The 17112-nt window shown below is 45.6% G+C and carries 17 protein-coding genes; 12 read left to right on the top strand and 5 right to left on the bottom strand.

The window, feature by feature from the left end; all coding sequences use genetic code 11:
- Positions 1 to 26: 26 nt before the first annotated feature.
- Positions 27 to 791, bottom strand: coding sequence for a DNA-binding transcriptional repressor DeoR (gene deoR / locus HYN51_RS15255; RefSeq protein ID WP_108900803.1), 765 nt, complete (start codon positions 789 to 791; stop codon positions 27 to 29).
- 16 nt (positions 792 to 807) lie between these two features.
- Positions 808 to 1485, bottom strand: a complete 678-nt coding sequence (gene deoC, locus HYN51_RS15260; protein WP_108900804.1) for a deoxyribose-phosphate aldolase — start codon at positions 1483 to 1485, stop codon at positions 808 to 810.
- Between the two features lie 277 nt (positions 1486 to 1762).
- On the opposite strand from deoC, the gene HYN51_RS15265 reads away from it, so the two are divergent.
- From HYN51_RS15265 to HYN51_RS15320, 12 genes are all read left to right on the top strand, one after another.
- Positions 1763 to 3052: a NupC/NupG family nucleoside CNT transporter gene (locus HYN51_RS15265; protein ID WP_108900805.1), complete on the top strand. Its 1290-nt coding sequence runs from the start codon at positions 1763 to 1765 to the stop codon at positions 3050 to 3052.
- A gap of 90 nt (positions 3053 to 3142) precedes the next feature.
- Positions 3143 to 4444 carry a pyrimidine-nucleoside phosphorylase gene (locus HYN51_RS15270; RefSeq protein ID WP_108900806.1) on the top strand — a complete coding sequence of 434 codons (1302 nt, stop codon included), beginning with the start codon at positions 3143 to 3145 and terminating at the stop codon, positions 4442 to 4444.
- Between the two features lie 42 nt (positions 4445 to 4486).
- On the top strand, positions 4487 to 4882 hold the full coding sequence (locus HYN51_RS15275; RefSeq protein WP_108900807.1) for a cytidine deaminase: 396 nt from the start codon (positions 4487 to 4489) through the stop codon (positions 4880 to 4882).
- A 511-nt stretch (positions 4883 to 5393) separates the two neighbouring features.
- Entirely contained in the window at positions 5394 to 6017 is a 624-nt protein-coding gene (gene sodA, locus HYN51_RS15280; protein ID WP_108900808.1) for a superoxide dismutase [Mn], read from the top strand.
- 306 nt (positions 6018 to 6323) lie between these two features.
- Entirely contained in the window at positions 6324 to 6662 is a 339-nt protein-coding gene (locus tag HYN51_RS15285) for a zinc ribbon domain-containing protein YjdM (RefSeq protein ID WP_108900809.1), read from the top strand.
- Positions 6663 to 6818: 156 nt separating this feature from the next.
- Complete coding sequence (yiiM, locus tag HYN51_RS15290; RefSeq protein WP_108900810.1) at positions 6819 to 7499, top strand: 6-hydroxyaminopurine reductase; 681 nt, start codon at positions 6819 to 6821, stop codon at positions 7497 to 7499.
- A 97-nt stretch (positions 7500 to 7596) separates the two neighbouring features.
- The gene (locus tag HYN51_RS15295) at positions 7597 to 8331 is read left to right on the top strand and encodes a FadR/GntR family transcriptional regulator (protein ID WP_108900811.1); all 735 of its coding nucleotides are present in this window, start codon (positions 7597 to 7599) and stop codon (positions 8329 to 8331) included.
- A 97-nt stretch (positions 8332 to 8428) separates the two neighbouring features.
- Entirely contained in the window at positions 8429 to 9325 is an 897-nt protein-coding gene (locus tag HYN51_RS15300) for a 2-dehydro-3-deoxygalactonokinase (RefSeq protein ID WP_108900812.1), read from the top strand.
- Entirely contained in the window at positions 9322 to 9972 is a 651-nt protein-coding gene (locus HYN51_RS15305) for a 2-dehydro-3-deoxy-6-phosphogalactonate aldolase (RefSeq protein ID WP_108900813.1), read from the top strand. Before HYN51_RS15300 ends, HYN51_RS15305 begins: the two co-directional genes overlap by 4 nt.
- Before the next feature lie 340 nt (positions 9973 to 10312).
- Positions 10313 to 11656, top strand: a complete 1344-nt coding sequence (locus tag HYN51_RS15310) for an MFS transporter (protein WP_108900814.1) — start codon at positions 10313 to 10315, stop codon at positions 11654 to 11656.
- 202 nt (positions 11657 to 11858) lie between these two features.
- Positions 11859 to 13568 (top strand): dihydroxy-acid dehydratase, encoded by a 1710-nt coding sequence (gene ilvD, locus HYN51_RS15315; protein WP_108900815.1) that lies wholly within the window; start codon positions 11859 to 11861, stop codon positions 13566 to 13568.
- Positions 13568 to 14470, top strand: a complete 903-nt coding sequence (locus tag HYN51_RS15320; protein WP_108900816.1) for a dihydrodipicolinate synthase family protein — start codon at positions 13568 to 13570, stop codon at positions 14468 to 14470. Before ilvD ends, HYN51_RS15320 begins: the two co-directional genes overlap by 1 nt.
- A gap of 242 nt (positions 14471 to 14712) precedes the next feature.
- Here HYN51_RS15320 and HYN51_RS15325 read toward each other — a convergent pair whose 3' ends face one another.
- The 3 genes from HYN51_RS15325 to dsbA all read right to left on the bottom strand — a co-directional run bounded on the left by HYN51_RS15325 (position 14713) and on the right by dsbA (position 17093).
- The gene (locus HYN51_RS15325) at positions 14713 to 15072 is read right to left on the bottom strand and encodes a YibL family ribosome-associated protein (RefSeq protein ID WP_108900817.1); all 360 of its coding nucleotides are present in this window, start codon (positions 15070 to 15072) and stop codon (positions 14713 to 14715) included.
- 196 nt (positions 15073 to 15268) lie between these two features.
- Positions 15269 to 15985, bottom strand: a complete 717-nt coding sequence (locus HYN51_RS15330) for a DUF3053 family protein (RefSeq protein ID WP_108900818.1) — start codon at positions 15983 to 15985, stop codon at positions 15269 to 15271.
- A 406-nt stretch (positions 15986 to 16391) separates the two neighbouring features.
- Complete coding sequence (gene dsbA, locus HYN51_RS15335; protein WP_230513989.1) at positions 16392 to 17093, bottom strand: thiol:disulfide interchange protein DsbA; 702 nt, start codon at positions 17091 to 17093, stop codon at positions 16392 to 16394.
- Positions 17094 to 17112: the final 19 nt, after the last annotated feature.

Here is a 17112-nt window from a genome sequence, read left to right on the forward strand (position 1 = left end):
CAGCCGTATGGCAGAGGCGCTCCGTGTTAGTACAGGAGTTTAGTTCCCTGCTGTTTAAAATAATGCAACCAATCGCTGTCAGGCTGACGGTCAGTTACCACACAGGTAAACGCATCTAGGGAAGCAAAGCGCCCTACTCTCACCTGCTCAAATTTATTATGGTCGGCAACCAAAATACTTTGTGAAGCCACCGCCATTGCCTGAGCCTTTAAAGCAATTTCATCGAGAATAAAGGTGGTAACCCCTTGCGTTAACGAAACGCCAGCGGCAGAAATAAAGGCCTTATGGGGGCGTAGATAATCCAGCTCATTATGACCACCAACGGCGGTAAAAATATGGGTGCTGATTTTAAATTCGCCCCCGCACAAGATCACCTTACAAAGCGGTTTTTCCTGCAGGGCCATAAAGGTATTCAGTGAGTAACAGATTCCGGTGAAATGGCGCTCATCCGGGATACTTTCAATGATAAACGGCACCGTGGTGCCCGAATCGAAAAGTATCACTTCGTCATCGGTAATCAGTTGAGCAGCGAGTTGACCAATGTGGCGCTTTTCATCAATATTCTTAAGCTGTTGTTCACAAAAGAAATATTGATTAGCGCCATTCATCTTCGGGTCGGTAACAATATATCCACCCAGTAATATAAGCGATGAAGGCTCTGCGCTCAGGTCACGGCGAATGGTCATTTCCGATACATTCAGCTGTTGAGCTGCATCACGCACATAGACTTTATCGGTATCTCTTAAAATCTGGGTAAGTTTATATATTCGCTCCGTCCGACGACTGCTCATTTATACTCCTGTCAGGTTAATAATCTTTCTTTTCGCCAGCCTGCCCCGACACAATACTGACACCCGAGCTGGTACCAATCCGAGTGGCGCCAGCATTGATCATCATGGTGGCCGTTTCCCGTGAACGTATACCACCAGATGCTTTCACACCCATCTTCTTCCCGACAGTGTTACGCATCAGAGACACATGTTCAACCGTTGCACCACCGCTACTGAACCCGGTTGATGTTTTGACGAACTCCACTTGCAAATCGCGACAAATTTCGCAAACTTTGACGATTTCTTCATCGCTGAGCAGACAGGTTTCCAGAATCACTTTTAGTGTGACCTCGCCACAGGCCTGTTTAACCGCGTTGATATCCGTAGTTACGTCATCAATCCAGCCACTTTTGAGCCAGCCCACATTGATAACCATATCAATTTCCTGCGCCCCGGCTTCAATCGCAGCTTTGGCTTCATATGCTTTCACCCAGGTCAGACTGGCACCTAATGGAAAGCCAATAACACTACACACTTTTACCGAGCTTCCGGTTAATTGACTGAACACTAATGGCACATAGCCTGAATTAACACACACCGAAGCAAAGTTATATTCCAACGCTTCGCGACAAACCTGAATAATTTGTTCTGCCGTCGCATTCATTGCCAGCAATGTATGATCAATATATTGCTCATAACGTATTGATTGACTCATTATTTTTACCTTTTTTATTCAGCCTGACAGGAGGGTTTTGCCAACATAACAATAAAATGTTATTTAAATAACATCACACAAAATCATTAAAATCAATAATATTGATATTTTCATATTGAGACAAATGTCACAGTAAAAGCATTTGTGAATAATTAATGTTACGCCACAAACAATAGACCATTTTAATACCGAGATCTCAATTTTCATTTATTGTGAAAATGTACCTCGGTGCTTATTCTACCCGCTTTATTGGCTATCGAGAATTACGGAGTGTTCTGTGAAATATCTTATTGGAATAGCAGGTATTATTGTTATTTTAGCGTTAGCGCTATTAGCCAGCAATAATCGTAAAAAAGTCAGATATCCCTATATTTTTATTATGCTTGGCCTGCAATTCTTATTGGCCTTTCTGCTGCTGAATACTAGCGGCGGCAGTATTCTTATTGGGGGAATCGCCAGTGTTTTTGATAAATTATTGAAATATGCGGCGGAGGGAGCGAATTTTGTTTTTGGCGGGTTGCTAAACGATAAGCAGTTTTCTTTCTTTATCATGGTATTAATGCCTATCGTCTTTATTTCTGCGTTAATTGGTATCATGCAATACATCCATTTACCGAACCGGATAATTCTTATTATCAATGCGTTAATGAGAAAATGTGGCTTAATTAAAAATAATGAATCCGCTTCTTTTTTAGGCCAGTCATTTCTGACGATGATTATTAAAGGGATCGGTATTTTATTAAGTAAAGTAAACGGCATGGGCAAGCTGGAATCTTATAATGCCGTGGCTTCTGCCATTCTCGGTCAGTCCGAAGTTTTTATTTCATTAAAAAAATCATTAGGCCTTCTTCCGCAACATCGTCTTTACACGCTCTGTACATCGGCAATGTCGACCATTTCCATGTCCATCGTCGGTGCCTATATGACGCTGTTAGATCCGGTTTACGTGGTAACCGCGATTGTATTAAACCTGTTTGGTGGATTTATTATTGCTTCCGTGATTAACCCGTATCGGGTCGATCCTGAGGAAGATGTTTTGGAGGTGGTTGCTGAAGAGAAACAGAGTTTCTTTGAAATGCTGGGGGAATATATCCTTGATGGTTTCAAAGTTGCCGTGATCGTGGGTGCCATGTTGGTTGGTTTTATCGCCATCATCGCCATGGTTAATGCTATCTTCAGCTATTTGTTTGGTATTTCTTTTCAGGATTTTCTGGGCTACGTTTTCTCACCTTTAGCCTTTTTAGTTGGCGTGCCATGGGATGAGGCAATTAGCGCTGGCAGCCTGATGGGTACCAAGCTGGTAAGTAATGAGTTTGTCGCGATGGATCAGCTTAAGCAGGGCTTAACCAGTGGAACCTTCCTGTTTTCAGAACATACTAAAGCTATTATTTCGGTGTTCTTGGTCTCTTTTGCTAATTTCTCGTCCATTGGCATTATCAGCGGTGCTATTAAAGCGCTGAACCCTCAACAGGGGAATGTAGCATCGCGCTTTGGTTTGAAATTGCTGTATGGTGCAACATTAGTTAGCTTCCTGAGCGCTGCCGTTGTAGGGCTGATTCACAATTAAAACGCTGTATTTTTGCCGGCCTAATAGCCGGCATTTGAATAATGTTAAACCGGTGTGTTAACCGTTTTACTGAACAAGAAGGTAAATACTATGAGAATCGTTGATCTGATTGCTAAAAAACGTGACGGCAAGGAACTTTCTACCCAAGAAATCGAATTCTTCGTCAAAGGCTATACCGAAGGCGCGATCCCTGACTATCAGGCCAGCGCCATGATGATGGCAATTTACTTTCAGGATATGACCGATCGCGAGTGTGCAGACCTGACGATGGCGATGGTTAACTCCGGAGACACCATTGATTTATCGGCGATTGACGGTATTAAAGTAGATAAACACTCCACCGGCGGCGTTGGTGATACGACGACGCTAGTGCTGGCTCCGTTAGTTGCCGCGCTTGATATTCCGGTGGCAAAGATGTCGGGTCGTGGCTTGGGGCATACGGGTGGTACTCTGGACAAGCTGGAGTCGGTAAAAGGTTTTCATATTGAAATCAATAAAGAAGAGTTTATCGATTTAGTCAATCGCCACAAGGTGGCGGTTATTGGTCAGTCGGGCAATTTAACCCCGGCAGATAAAAAGATGTACGCCCTGCGGGACGTTACCGGCACCGTCAATTCTATTCCCCTAATCGCCAGCTCGATTATGAGCAAGAAAATTGCCGCAGGTTCTGACGCCATTGTGTTAGATGTTAAAACCGGCGCGGGCGCATTTATGAAAACCGATGAAGATGCCATTGAGTTAGCCAAGTCGATGGTTCGCATTGGTAATAATGTGGGTCGGCATACCATGGCGGTGATTTCTGATATGTCACAGCCGCTTGGCTTTGCTATCGGTAACGCACTGGAAGTACAGGAAGCCATTGATACGTTGAGGGGCAAAGGCCCGGCAGACCTGACAGAGCTGACCTTGGTGTTAGGCAGCCAAATGGTAGTATTGGCGAAAAAAGCCAATACGCTGGAAGAAGCGCGCCAGATGCTGCTTGAAGTCATTAACAACGGCAAGGCGCTGGAGAAATTCAAAGCGTTTCTAGCCAATCAGGGCGGTGATGCCTCGGTTGTCGATCATCCAGAAAGATTACCTCAGGCTAAATATAAAATTGAAGTACCTGCCAAAACCTCCGGTGTAGTGGCAAATATTATCGCTGATGAAATTGGCGTTGCCGCAATGTTGCTGGGCGCAGGCCGCGCCACTAAAGAAGACGATATTGATTTAGCCGTTGGGCTGATGCTGCATAAAAAAATGGGTGATAGCGTTAAGGCCGGTGATTCACTGGTCACCATTTATGCCAACCGGGAAGACGTCTCTAGCGTGATGGATAAGATCTATCACAGCATAGCGATCGCCGAACACGGGCAGGCACCTAAACTGATTCATACGGTCATTACCCAGTAAGCCGCTGGTTTATCCGCCACCTTATATCACAAGGAAATCACCATGACTGATAATGAACTGATCGAATACGCTAAAAAAGCCCGCCAGTCGTCCTACAGCCCCTACTCTAAGTTTGCGGTTGGCGCAGCGCTGGTTGCCGATGACAATCAGGTATTCCTCGGTTGTAACGTTGAGAATGCCTCTTATGGTTTAACTAACTGTGCAGAAAGAACTGCCATATTCAAAGCGGTATCGGAAGGCAAGCGCCAGTTTAAAAAACTGGTGATTATCGGCGATACTGAAGGCCCAATTTCCCCTTGCGGTGCTTGCCGTCAGGTGATTAACGAATTCTGCGCTCCGGATATGCCGGTTTTGATGGTCAATATGAAGGGTGAAGTAAAGCATACGTCGATAGCCGAGCTACTACCTTACTCGTTTGGGCCAGAAGACCTAAGTTAACGCAGTGCCCTTGGCAGTTGCAGTTGGCAGTTGGCAGTTGGCAGTTGGCAGTTGGCAGTTGGCAGTTGGCAGTTGGCAGTTGACCTTATTTTTGCCCTTCTATAGAGCACTGGAATTCAGTTGACGATTGAGAGAGGCTAGCACAATCCGCAGGGATGCGGATTGAGGCGCAGTGACGCCGGGAGCGGCTCTGCGCCGGTGCGTTCAGGCCGAACGAATGAGGAAGGAAGTCGCCTAAGCGACCTGGATTCGGGTGCGAAGGCGCGGGGGTGCAGGGGGCGTTCGCCTTTTAACGCCCCTTGCTCGGCCACTCGCACAGTAGCCAATTCAGTCTCAGCACGATTAGTGGACGAAACTTACCCCAGACTAAACCATCTATCACACCAATCGGCAATACCCCCACAAATGATAATGATTATCAATTGATATTCAATGCTATACTGATAGCCCACCATGAAATTGAAATGAGCTGTCTTATACACAGCGTTAATGTCCTTTGAGGAGTGATACGATGAGTTATACCCTTCCTACCCTGCCTTATGCCTACGATGCTCTGGAACCTCACTTTGATAAACAAACCATGGAAATCCATCACAGTAAGCACCATCAGGCTTATGTGAACAATGCTAATGCTGCGTTGGAAACGCTGTCTGACGATCTGAAAAGATTGTCTGCTGAAGAGCTGATAGCTCAGTTAGATAAAGTGCCTGCGGAAAAGCGTACCGTATTAAGAAACAACGCCGGCGGTCACGCAAACCATAGCCTATTCTGGAAAGGTCTGAAAAAAGGTACCGCTCTACAGGGCGATCTGAAAGCGGCTATCGAACGTGATTTCGGTAGCATTGATAGCTTTAAAGAGAAGTTTGAACAAGCGGCGGCTACCCGTTTTGGTTCTGGTTGGGCCTGGTTGGTATTGAAAGAGGGCAAGCTGGCCGTGGTTTCTACCGCTAATCAGGACAGTCCTCTGATGGGCGAAAGCGTATCTGGTGCATCAGGCTTCCCGATTGTCGGTCTGGACGTATGGGAACATGCTTACTATCTGAAATTCCAAAACCGTCGTCCTGACTACATTAAAGAATTCTGGAATGTGGTGAACTGGGACGAAGCTGCCAAGCGTTTTGCTGACGCAAAATAATAGGCTAATTCTCTAATTTTCATATAAATAGCGGAGACCATAGTGAGTAACTCGCTATGGTCTCCTTAATAAACATTTCGTTATCAGCCTCTCAATTAAATTTCTTCACTTTTGTCCTGAAAAGATAATTATTCTTTCGATAAAACGTGAAATTTTTATCATGAAAAGTGATTTCTCTGATGATAACCCCTCTCTCTCCCGCTATCACCTTCATAAGCCGATGGTTTATCCATGTGATAAAAGTGGTCATTTGTAGTAGAATAGCGCCCTGATTTTATTCACATTCTATTTTTTAGGGAAATTGACATGAATTCTATTCCAGCCTGCCCGGTCTGTTCATCAGAAAATACCTATCCGGACGGAGACATGTTCATCTGCCCTGATTGTGCTCACGAGTGGAACTCTTCAGAGCCCGTGTCAGCAGATGGTGATGTAAGAGTAGTGAAAGACAGTAATGGTAACGTATTAGCTGACGGCGACTGCGTAACCCTGATTAAAGACCTGAAGCTGAAAGGCTCTTCAACCGTACTGAAAGTGGGTAGCAAATCTAAACCTATCCGTCTGGTTGATGGCGACCATGAAATCGACTGCAAAATCGATAACACCAGCATTATGCTGAAAGCCTGCTTCGTTAAGAAAGTCTGATAAGCAGAAATAAAGCCACCGTTTTCTGAAAGCCGTGGCTTTTTTCTCCATCACCGCAGGTTCCAAATTCACTGTCCCTAAATCAAAAACTGGATACACCTTGCCACAGTCAGTATGCTGAAATGACTTAGTTACTCAGTGAAACTGGCGGTTACCATGATCTATCCTTTCGTCTATATCGGCAAAATCAAACCCTACGATGACCACTCTCCCAGTGCCATAGACAAACGTGCAGTGGATGGTGAGCTGTTACTTACGCCGCTGGGTTTTGAAGGCGACCAACAGGCCGATACGCGCTATCACGGCGGTGCCGATCGCGCTTTATGCCACTATCCACAGGAACATTACGACTACTGGAAGCTACGCTTCCCTGAACAGGCCGATCGGTTTGCTGCACCACTGTTTGGAGAAAACCTCTCTACCCAGAGCCTAACCGAAGAAACGGTTTTTATCGGTGATATCTTCCGTTGGGGGCAAGCACTCATTCAGGTCACTCAGCCCCGTTCCCCGTGCTATAAACTGAATTATCATTGTAATATTAATAAGTTCGCTCGCATCATGCAGGACAGTGGACGCTGTGGTTGGCTCTATCGTGTGGTTTCAGCCGGTAAGGTTAATCCGAACCAACCACTTGAGCTGGTCAGCCGCAATAGCGATGTTTCCGTCGCCGAGGCGATTTCTATTGCTTTTAACTCACCGTTTGACGAAGAACAGTATCGTCGCCTGCTCTCAGCCAGTGGTCTGTCCGCCAGTTGGAGCAAAAATATGCAGATGAGAATACTGACTAAACATATTGAAGATATGGAGCGTCGCTTGGTGGGTGCTTCTACTGATTAACGAATGCATAATCCGTGTTACGATAGAGTGTATGGTCAGACTGCCAATGCCCTTTCGGCAGTACCCTATCTCTTTGTAACTGATGATGGATATGTTGATGACGAAAACCACTGCGCCTTCTATGGCTGAATCTCTGACGCGCGACCTTGCTATTCGGATTATGCGCGGTGATTTGTCTCAAGTGCCGTCTCTGCCGGGAGAAAACGAGCTGGCGCTGCAATATCAGGTTTCACGCACCACCATTCGAAATGCACTACAGGTTCTTTCGGCCAAGGGTATGGTCTCTATTCAGCCGAAGCGTCGTAGCGTTGTTACTCCCCGCGAGCATTGGAACTTCCTTGACTCAGAAGTCCTGCTCTGGCTGACGGAAGGCGGAATGGAGCAGGAGATGGTTGAACAGTTGATAGTGACCCGCCTGATCTTCGAGCCTAATGTCGCTGCGCTGGCGGCAACCAATGCCACCGGTCGAGATTTAGCCGCTATGGAAGATGCCTGCCATTTGATGTCCGATGGCCAGCAACAAAATTCTCGTGAATTATTTGAACGTGGCGATCTGGCTTTCCATCTTGCGCTGCTACGCGCCAGTCACAACCCTTTCCTGTTATCACTGAGTAATGCGCTCTCTTCTGCTATGTCGCTTTCTTTTAAACAGACTCTGGAAGATGATGTTCGCCTGACCAAAGAGGCTGTCACTCAACACGTTGTTTTACTGGATGCTATTCGTCTTAAACAGGTTGATACCGCTAAACAACGAATGCGTGACATCCTGTTAAAAGCAGCACGGAAACGACTACAAAGCCATCAACCAGAAATCTTTACTCATATCGACTGATTCCTAAATTTTTTCACAATAAGATCTGCCTCACAGATCGTAATTTCCTTTTGCTCTACGCTTCTTGTATTACAAGATTACAAAGGTTGTAATACTAATGAAGAAATGGATTGCTGTTGATTGGGGTACTACTAATTTCCGTGCATTTTTAATGCAAGGAAAAGACTGTATTGATCGTTGTGCTCAGGGACCGGGCTTACTGCAGATTGAACAAGGAAATTTCGAACAGGAGCTGCTGCGTTTATTGCAGCCATGGTTTGATGTTGCTCCTTATCCGGTTGTTATGGCCGGTATGGTTGGTTCACAGCAAGGATGGCATGAAGTGCCCTATGTTGAAGCGCCCTGTACATTCTCGTCACTGACAGAGCAGGCTTACGCTTTCACTACCCGTTGGTCAAGCCCGATATGGATCATTCCCGGCGTTCGTTGCTATAGCCCTTACCAGCAACCTGATGTCATGCGTGGGGAAGAAGTACAATTAGCTGGGCTTTCAGCTATCAATGGCCCTGGCGAGTATCAGGTTATTTTACCCGGCACCCACAGCAAACATGTATTGATGGATAACCAGTCCATTTCTCACTTTTCTACCTATATGACGGGTGAACTGTTCGCTTTACTGAGCCAGCACTCTATTCTCGGCAGAGCACTACCTCCACAAGAGGATAGCTTGGAAGTTTTCAATTCCGCTATTGAAGTCGCCCAGCGTAAAACACCGCTCAGTCACCAGCTGTTTTCTGCTCGTACTTATCGTTTAAACAAAGAAATAGCAGAGCAGCATATTCACAGTTACCTTTCAGGCTTGCTGATTGGCGCTGAATTGGCTACCTGCACATCGACACAGTCGATATGGTGCGTGGGTTCAACCAAGCTCACAGAAAACTACTCACGGGCCGCAAAATACCTAGGAATTAACCTCCATACCATTGATGGTGATGAGTGCTTTATCCGAGGAATTAGTCATCTGTACCAACATATCGCAGGAGAAAAGCAATGACCGCTGAACAATTTCACAATCAATTACGCCAGAGCGAATTACCGCTGATCGCCATTTTGCGTGGTATCACACCGGATGAAGCTCATGATGCTGCCCAGTTGCTAGTGGAATGCGGTTTTCGCTTCCTTGAAGTTCCGCTTAACAGCCCACAGCCGTTAAAGACGGTGAAGATCATGCTGGATGCCGTAGCCGGAAAAGCGCAGGTGGGGGCCGGTACCGTGTTAACGTCTGAGCAGGTTAAGCAAGTCCATGACGTTGGTGGTCAGCTCATCATTTCACCAAATTTTTCTCCTGCCGTCGTCAAAGCCAGCGTGGAACTCAAGTTAACCAGCTTGCCTGGCGTAGCAACACCGTCAGAAGCTTTTGCTGCCATTGAGGCCGGGGCTTGTGGTTTGAAACTCTATCCCGCTGAAATGATCCCTGCCTCAGTGATGAAAGCAATGCGTGTAGTACTGCCTAAAAACATTGCTTGCCTGCCGGTTGGTGGTATTCAGGCTGATGCCATACAAATGAAAACGTATTGTCAGGCCGGTGCCGATGGCTTTGGCTTGGGTGGCGGGCTTTATCAGGCAGGAATGACAATGAAAACGCTGGAAGCTAATGCATTACGTTATCGTGATGCTTGGGTAAACAGTCTAAAGATGTAATCAGTATTTTGGCTAATGAGAAAAATAAAGTGTTTACCGCTTTATAACAGATGAAGTGCCTTCTGAGGTTTAACAGAAGGCAATATCCAAAATAATTCAAATTGCATCATGGCGGCAAGTGAATGAATCCCAATGAGCTTATATAAGTCAGTGAGTTGGGTGAGCAAATGCAACCAACAAAGAGGCGAATTGAAGTATGACGGATATATTTATCTTATTGATATGACGTAGTAATAAAAACAAACGATTCGTTTCTTAGATCTTAAGAAAAAAGGGCAACCGTTTTTCTTTTTTAGGCAGGAATCGTAATATTTAACTAAAAATACAACAAGGACAACCTATGTCTGAAATCACAATAGAACAGACGCAATCTGCTGCTTTAGCAGAAAAAAGCGTTTACCAAAAAATAACCCGAAGGCTAATCCCTTTTCTGATTTTATGTTATTTCTTTGCTTATTTAGATCGAGTCAACGTCGGTTTTGCTAAATTGCATATGCAGGATGCCCTAAACTTCAGCAATACAGTTTATGGCTTAGGTGCAGGTATATTCTTTCTGGGTTATTTTTTATTCGAATTACCCAGCAACCTATTAATGCAGAAATATGGGCCACGTTTTTGGATTGCCAGAATTATGGCAAGTTGGGCCATCATTTCAGCCGCAATGATGTTTGTTAATACACCAACATCATTCTATGTTTTACGTTTCCTACTGGGTATCGCAGAAGCGGGCTTTTTTCCTGGCATCGTTTTCTATCTCACACTGTGGTTCCCATCATGGCGTTCAGCTAGAACCCTTGGCCTGTTTATTCTGGTAACACCACTATCGACTATCATTGGTAGCCCGCTATCCGGTTTGATTCTCAAACTGTTTGAAAACGTTGGTGGCCTGCATAACTGGCAGTGGCTGTTCTTGGTTGAAGCAATTCCTTCTTTCCTGCTGGCTTTTGTTGTGTTGCGCTTTTTAGATAACGACGTGAAGTCTGCCAAATGGTTAACTGATGCAGAAAAAGCCATCGTTATACGCGACTTAGCCAAAGATCAGGAAAACAAACGCATCGCGAACCATGGTAAAGTCGATAGCAGCCTGAAGAGTATGTTAAGTAACCCGTATATCTGGCTGCTGTCATTAATTTTCTTTAGCTTCAACATTGGCTACTACGGAATTAACTTCTGGTTACCATCCATCATTAAAACCTCTGGCGTCACCGATGACCTTCACATTGGCTTGCTGACCGCACTACCTTATGTGTTTGGTGCTTTTGTCATGGTGTGGAACAGCCGTCATTCTGACCTGAAAAATGAACGCCGCTGGCATATTGCCATTCCAGCCATTATTGGTTGTATTGGTCTAGTACTCAGTACTTACTATAACGGTTCTACATTCTGGATGATGGCCTGGATTTGCGTAGCCATGTGCGGAACATTGGCGCTGATTCCAACTTACATCAGCCTTCCGGGTTCAATTCTGTCAGGAACCGCGGCCGCAGCGGGGATCGCCGTGGTAAACTCGATTGGTAATCTGGCGGGATTCTTCGGTCCTACCGTTCTGGGCTGGCTGAAAGACCAAACTGGTCGTACTGATATGGGGTTATACATTCTGGCAGGGTTCCTGCTACTTTGTGCACCACTGATATTCACGCTCCCAGCCCGTCTGGCTAATCCACAGAAAAAGATTCAACAGTAAGTTTTGTTCGGGCACGACCAACAGGTCGTGCCTTTAATACAGAAAACAGAGGACTTCCGGCTAACCACATAAGCGATATATTCACAGCGCTATTGCGGCCGAAATATCCACTGAACCAAGATAAACAAGTTTGTCAGTAATCATCAGCATGTCTGATAAGGCATACCTGATAACCAGAAACAATAAACACAGAGAGTTTACTATGAGTCAATGTGGAGGCTGTTCCAGCTGTGGTTCTCATTTTAACCCAGTACTGGAAGGTGATGATGGCGCACTAAAGCGCGCATTATATAAATCAATGGGACACACCGATGAACAATTACGCAAACCGGTGATTGCGGTCGTCAACAGCTATACCAATGCCACTGCTGGCCATGCCAACCTGAATGACCTGACAGCAAAAGTGCTGGAAGGCATTGAAGAAGCGGGTGGTGTAGGAATGGTATTCGGCACTATTGCTCCCTGTGATGGTATTGCCGAAGGTCACTTAGGTATGCGCTATATTCTGGCGGCGCGTGAAGTTATCTGTGCATCGATTGAAGTCATGATGCGGGCACACCGCTTTGACGGCATGGTCATGCTCGGTTCCTGTGACAAAATTGTACCCGCTATGCTGATGGCCGCTGCCCGGCTGGATGTTCCCGCCATTTTAGTGAATGGTGGCCCTATGTATCCTGCAGAATACAAAGGCAAACACTGGGACGGCAATATCGTTACCGAAGCCATTGGTTGGAAAAGACGCGGTGAAATCAGTGAAGAAGAGTTCGCCCATATTGAAAACATCGCCGAGCCTGGGGTAGGTTCCTGCACCATGTATGGCACGGCGAATACCATGTGCTGTATTGCAGAAGTTTTAGGTATGAGCCTGCCGGGCAGCAGCACCCACCCAGCGATTTCACAAGCCCGACGTGATGTTGCCGTTGAGAGTGGAAAAACTGCGGTTGACCTAGTTAAGCGCGGCGTTAATGCCCGACAAATCTTAACGCCAGCGGCAATTCGCAACGCCATCATCTATCTGTTGGCAACCGGCGGTTCAACTAACGCGATTCTTCACCTACAGGCGATTTACTACGAGGCCGAGTTAGGCCATCTGCCACTCTCTACTTTTGATGAATTGAGCCATCAGGTACCTTTAGTTGCCTCGCTGTATCCTGCTTCAGAATATGACATGATCGATTTCTGGGAAGCCGGTGGCGTACAGTCAGTAGAGTATGAAATTAGTCGATTAATGGATACCAGTGCCCTGACGGTCAGCGGACAAACCAAAGCGGAAATATTGAGCCTAGCCCAACGGACTCCTCGCCCTGAAGTAATCCATACTCTGGCGATCCCTGTACGTAACGAGTCTGGCGTTGCGGTATTACACGGTAATATCTCTCCGTTAGGTTGCGTAGTAAAACCTGCTGCTGTACCGGACCATTTGATGAAATTCACCGGTCCTGCCGTCATATTTAACAGCGAGCAGGAGTCAGTAGACGCCATCATGTCAGGGGAAATTAAACCCGGTAGTGTATTAATCCTGCGCTATGAGGGCCCTAAAGGCGGCCCTGGCATGCCAGAAATGTATAAGCCAATGAAAAGCCTTGAAGGAATGGGGCTGTCAGATAGCTGTGCGCTGATTACCGATGGTCGTTTTTCGGGTTCCAATCGTGGCCTGTTTGTCGGTCATATCTCACCAGAAGCCAGCGATGGCGGCATATTAGCGCTGGTTGAAGAAGGCGATCTGATCACCATCGATATTCCTGAACGTTTACTGAACCTGCACGTGGATGAAACCACACTGGCTACCCGCCGTACACATTGGAAGCCAGTAGAGAAGCAGGTACCGCGCGGTTTCCTTCGCCTTTATCGCCGTTGGGCATTACCTGCTGCACAGGGTGCCGTGTTGGCAGACAGAGAGGATGATGAATAATGGCTCGCTATAATTCAAACGATATTTATGGTGTAAATCCTATTGCAGCAATGCCTTTCACGGCGGATGGCGAGGTGGATGAAAGCAGCTTCACTCATATGCTGGGGCATCTTGCCCAAAGTGGTGCCAATGGCGTCACACTGTTTGGTATTGCCAGTGAATTTCCCAAACTGGAAGATTATGAGCGCCAGCGTTTGGCTGAAGTTTTTATTAATACTCTGCGGGGTAGTTCGCTGTATCGGGCCATCTCCGTCACTGCACACAGTACTGAAGTAGCAGTAAAATGGGCCAAACGTTATCAGGCAATGGGTGCGGATGCATTAATGCTGCTACCACCATTCTTTTTACAGCCGAGCCCACAGGCAATACAACAGCATATTTTCAGCGTACTTGAAGCGGTAGATATTCCGGTGCTGGTACAATATGCACCGGGCGAAACCGGACTGCCGATTACACCACAGCAGCTTGCTGATGTGTCGAAGCGCTATCCTCATGCGGTGTTTAAGATTGAGTGTAATCCTCCGGTAGACTATACCCGTGAGTTTTTACAACTGGCACCACAGGCTTCCGTACTGAATGGCTATGCTGGTTTATATATGCTGAAGATGCTGGCGGCAGGCGGTAAAGGCGTCATGCCGGGCTGTTCGTTTACTGAAATCTATGTGCGTATTTATCAGCACTGGAAGCAAGGAGAAGTAGAAAAAGCAGAAGCGTTGCATGCTGCATTACTTCCTTATATTCAACAATGGATGACCCACTGCGAATATATTATTCAGGTGGAAAAAACTATCCTGATGAAACGTGGAATAATCAGTAACGATTATTGCCGCCTCCCTGGCTGGTCATTGACTCAAGAAGACCACCAGCGCATCGAACAGTTTATTGAGCAGTTTCAGTTGTAATCCAGAACATTACAGGCCGCGTAAAGCGGCCTGTAATTGATAACAAAATCTGATGAGCTAATGGTGATACCTAAAAATAGCCAATCGAAGGGAGCGCCCCTAGGCGGGCCAGGCCCGACACACTCCCAACTCAAGTACAGATTGTCTTCCGACCGCACGCTATGTCAATTTAGGCACATTGTTTTTACGGTCGGAATATCCGCTAATGCTAATTTATCAGCATCCCAAAACATTCTATTACCTTAAAACTTACTCTTGGCATACCCCGTGACTTCCTTCAGCCCCATCTCACGCCCCAGCGCCGTCATCGGGTGAACCACTTCCAGACCTTTCACCGTTTTCTTTAATGCTCCCATATCGGCCTGTTCAGCCTTGGTAATAGGACGGTTAAACGGCATCTTTTGTATCTTTTGAGCTTTGACGCTCAGAACCTGACTCTTTTCTTGTCGAAGTCTTTCAATTTCAGACTGCAGCGTGATTTTTTCAGCATCAATCTCGCTGAGATCGGTATCTAGCCCTTTGGTTATAATCTCTTTTTCTTTACGATTCAGCGCATCGAGACGGTCGCTCAACCGCTTAATTTCTGCCGCCTGTTGTTTCATAACTCGACCTTAAATTCTGGCTTTAAATAGTGAGGTATCCCGCGATACGGGATGGTCTGACAGGGAGTATAAACGTAACCTAATCTCAGTACTAATCCTGCGTGTAGAATCATGACTTATCTGGATAGATAACAAAAAAACGGGCCACCATAATAAGTGACCCGTTCTGTCTTTTTCACTGAAATTTCAGAGAAAATTACATGATTTGTGCAATTTTACGTGCAATGTCCATCAGCGCTTGCTGATTTTTTTGCAGAGACTCATTCATTTCATTGAATTTATTCAATCCCGCCTGTTCAGTAAATTGAACTACCGGACCGTTATATTGAATTTTATCGCCCTGAGCTTTCAGGAAATCAGAAATCGTCAGAATGTCGCCAAAAGTAGAATCCAGCAGCGTTAAGGTTTGTTGGCTTAAATCACCTTGCTGGGTAACCACTTTGGCATAAGCTTTGTCGTAAACAGCTTTTAAATCTTCTGGCTGTTTCATTGTTGCATAGCTATCAGCGGCTTGCTTAACGATGCCGTCCAGTTTAGCCTGAACCGCTTTAGTTTCTGCCTGAGCTTTTTCAATTTTCTCGCGATTCTCAACCATCGCTTTCATGCTGTTGAGCGTTCTTAACTCAGTCATTGAAGACTGCATAGCACCTGAAAATGCACCATCCAGTTGCTTGGTAAAGCCGGTTAACACCGCATAATCTTTGGTGTAATTACCAAAAGCTTTCTCTTGGTCCTTACTCAATTCCGGTAAACGGATTTTAGTGCCATCAATCACTTGCGTCTGTAGAAACTCGCTGAACGCTTTACGCTGCTCTGGCTCATTATCACCACAACCCGCTAATTGAAATACCAGACCCAAAGCAAACAGAGGGGCTAAAAAGCGAACCCATGTTTTTTGTTTAACTAAAGACATACATGCTCCTGAAATTTATTCACTAAAATCCATTAATTACTCTGCGGAAAGCGAACCCTTCGTTCACACATCGATATACCGCAGAAACTGGCATACGTTAGCATTCGGTGTTAATGGAATAAAGCGATTAAACTAAAATGCCGAATATAATTGTATAGTTAATTGAAAATTATAAGATTGTTTAATAACGCAATAAGCCTAGTTTAGAACATGGAGCAATAGTTAAACCCAAAGCGGGGGGGCGGTTTATTCGTTTTCTACTTAAAGTGTATTTAAGAATATAACTTGTCGGAATATTGCTGATCGTAGAGCTCGATATAATGAATAAATGAACGTTTTATTGGGTATAAAAAAAGCCTCACCAAACTTTTTGATGAGGCTTTTTATCACTAAACTCGCAGGTGAATTACTTCTGACCCAGCAGGTACTTAACAACCTGACTGTATTCTTGAATGAAGCCTTCGACACTTTTAGCGTCCAAACCATCATTCTTAACCATATATTTTCCATTAACAATAACAGAAGGTACACTTCTTAAGTTAACGTCCTCTGCCAGCTTACGCTGTTGAGCAGTCAGCGATTTAACAATGAAACTGTTCCAAGCACTGTCAAACTCTTCACCGCTTACGCCAGCTTCAATAAATGCCTGACGAATACCATCCAGATTGCGGATAGTCTGCGTTTTTTGGATGCCGTTAAAGATCAGTGGAGCAACTTTATCCTGCACGCCTAAAGTCATCGCCACGGCCCATGCTTGGGTCAATTGAGAACCTAATTCGCCACCCAAAAAATCAACGTGGTATTTAACCAGTTTTCCGCCTTCTGGTAGCTGCTTCTTAAATTCGTCACTCATGTGGTAGACGTTTTCGAAATCATAGCAATGCGGGCAGAAAAATGAGAAAAACTCTAGCACCTGCGGCTCTTCTGTTGCGCTTCTATCTAATGCCTCAAACTGCTTACCGTTTTGGAAACTGGATGCCACCACAGCTGAGCTGCTAACAGCGGTAGGCTTAGAATCCGCATTTACCGGGGTAGAAGAATTTGACCAAATAAAAAAAGCACCGACAGCAACAACCGCACACACCAGCACCAACCACATCTTTTTCATAACAATACTCCGTAAAACA

Origin of the sequence: Limnobaculum parvum (assembly GCF_003096015.2) — a bacterium.
GTDB classification, from domain to species: Bacteria; Pseudomonadota; Gammaproteobacteria; order Enterobacterales; family Enterobacteriaceae; genus Limnobaculum; species Limnobaculum parvum.

Bases quoted from the DNA above. Each gene is read 5' to 3' on its own strand.
- HYN51_RS15310 (WP_108900814.1), top strand. From the start codon at position 10,313: ATGTCTGAAATCACAATAGAACAGACGCAATCTGCTGCTTTAGCAGAA.
- HYN51_RS15300 (WP_108900812.1), top strand. From the start codon at position 8,429: ATGAAGAAATGGATTGCTGTTGATTGGGGTACTACTAATTTCCGTGCA.
- deoC (WP_108900804.1), bottom strand. From the start codon at position 1,485: ATGAGTCAATCAATACGTTATGAGCAATATATTGATCATACATTGCTG.
- HYN51_RS15320 (WP_108900816.1), top strand. From the start codon at position 13,568: ATGGCTCGCTATAATTCAAACGATATTTATGGTGTAAATCCTATTGCA.
- HYN51_RS15270 (WP_108900806.1), top strand. From the start codon at position 3,143: ATGAGAATCGTTGATCTGATTGCTAAAAAACGTGACGGCAAGGAACTT.
- HYN51_RS15330 (WP_108900818.1), bottom strand. From the start codon at position 15,985: ATGTCTTTAGTTAAACAAAAAACATGGGTTCGCTTTTTAGCCCCTCTG.
- ilvD (WP_108900815.1), top strand. From the start codon at position 11,859: ATGAGTCAATGTGGAGGCTGTTCCAGCTGTGGTTCTCATTTTAACCCA.
- HYN51_RS15305 (WP_108900813.1), top strand. From the start codon at position 9,322: ATGACCGCTGAACAATTTCACAATCAATTACGCCAGAGCGAATTACCG.
- sodA (WP_108900808.1), top strand. From the start codon at position 5,394: ATGAGTTATACCCTTCCTACCCTGCCTTATGCCTACGATGCTCTGGAA.
- HYN51_RS15295 (WP_108900811.1), top strand. From the start codon at position 7,597: ATGACGAAAACCACTGCGCCTTCTATGGCTGAATCTCTGACGCGCGAC.
- dsbA (WP_230513989.1), bottom strand. From the start codon at position 17,093: ATGAAAAAGATGTGGTTGGTGCTGGTGTGTGCGGTTGTTGCTGTCGGT.
- yiiM (WP_108900810.1), top strand. From the start codon at position 6,819: ATGATCTATCCTTTCGTCTATATCGGCAAAATCAAACCCTACGATGAC.
- deoR (WP_108900803.1), bottom strand. From the start codon at position 791: ATGAGCAGTCGTCGGACGGAGCGAATATATAAACTTACCCAGATTTTA.
- HYN51_RS15275 (WP_108900807.1), top strand. From the start codon at position 4,487: ATGACTGATAATGAACTGATCGAATACGCTAAAAAAGCCCGCCAGTCG.
- HYN51_RS15325 (WP_108900817.1), bottom strand. From the start codon at position 15,072: ATGAAACAACAGGCGGCAGAAATTAAGCGGTTGAGCGACCGTCTCGAT.
- HYN51_RS15285 (WP_108900809.1), top strand. From the start codon at position 6,324: ATGAATTCTATTCCAGCCTGCCCGGTCTGTTCATCAGAAAATACCTAT.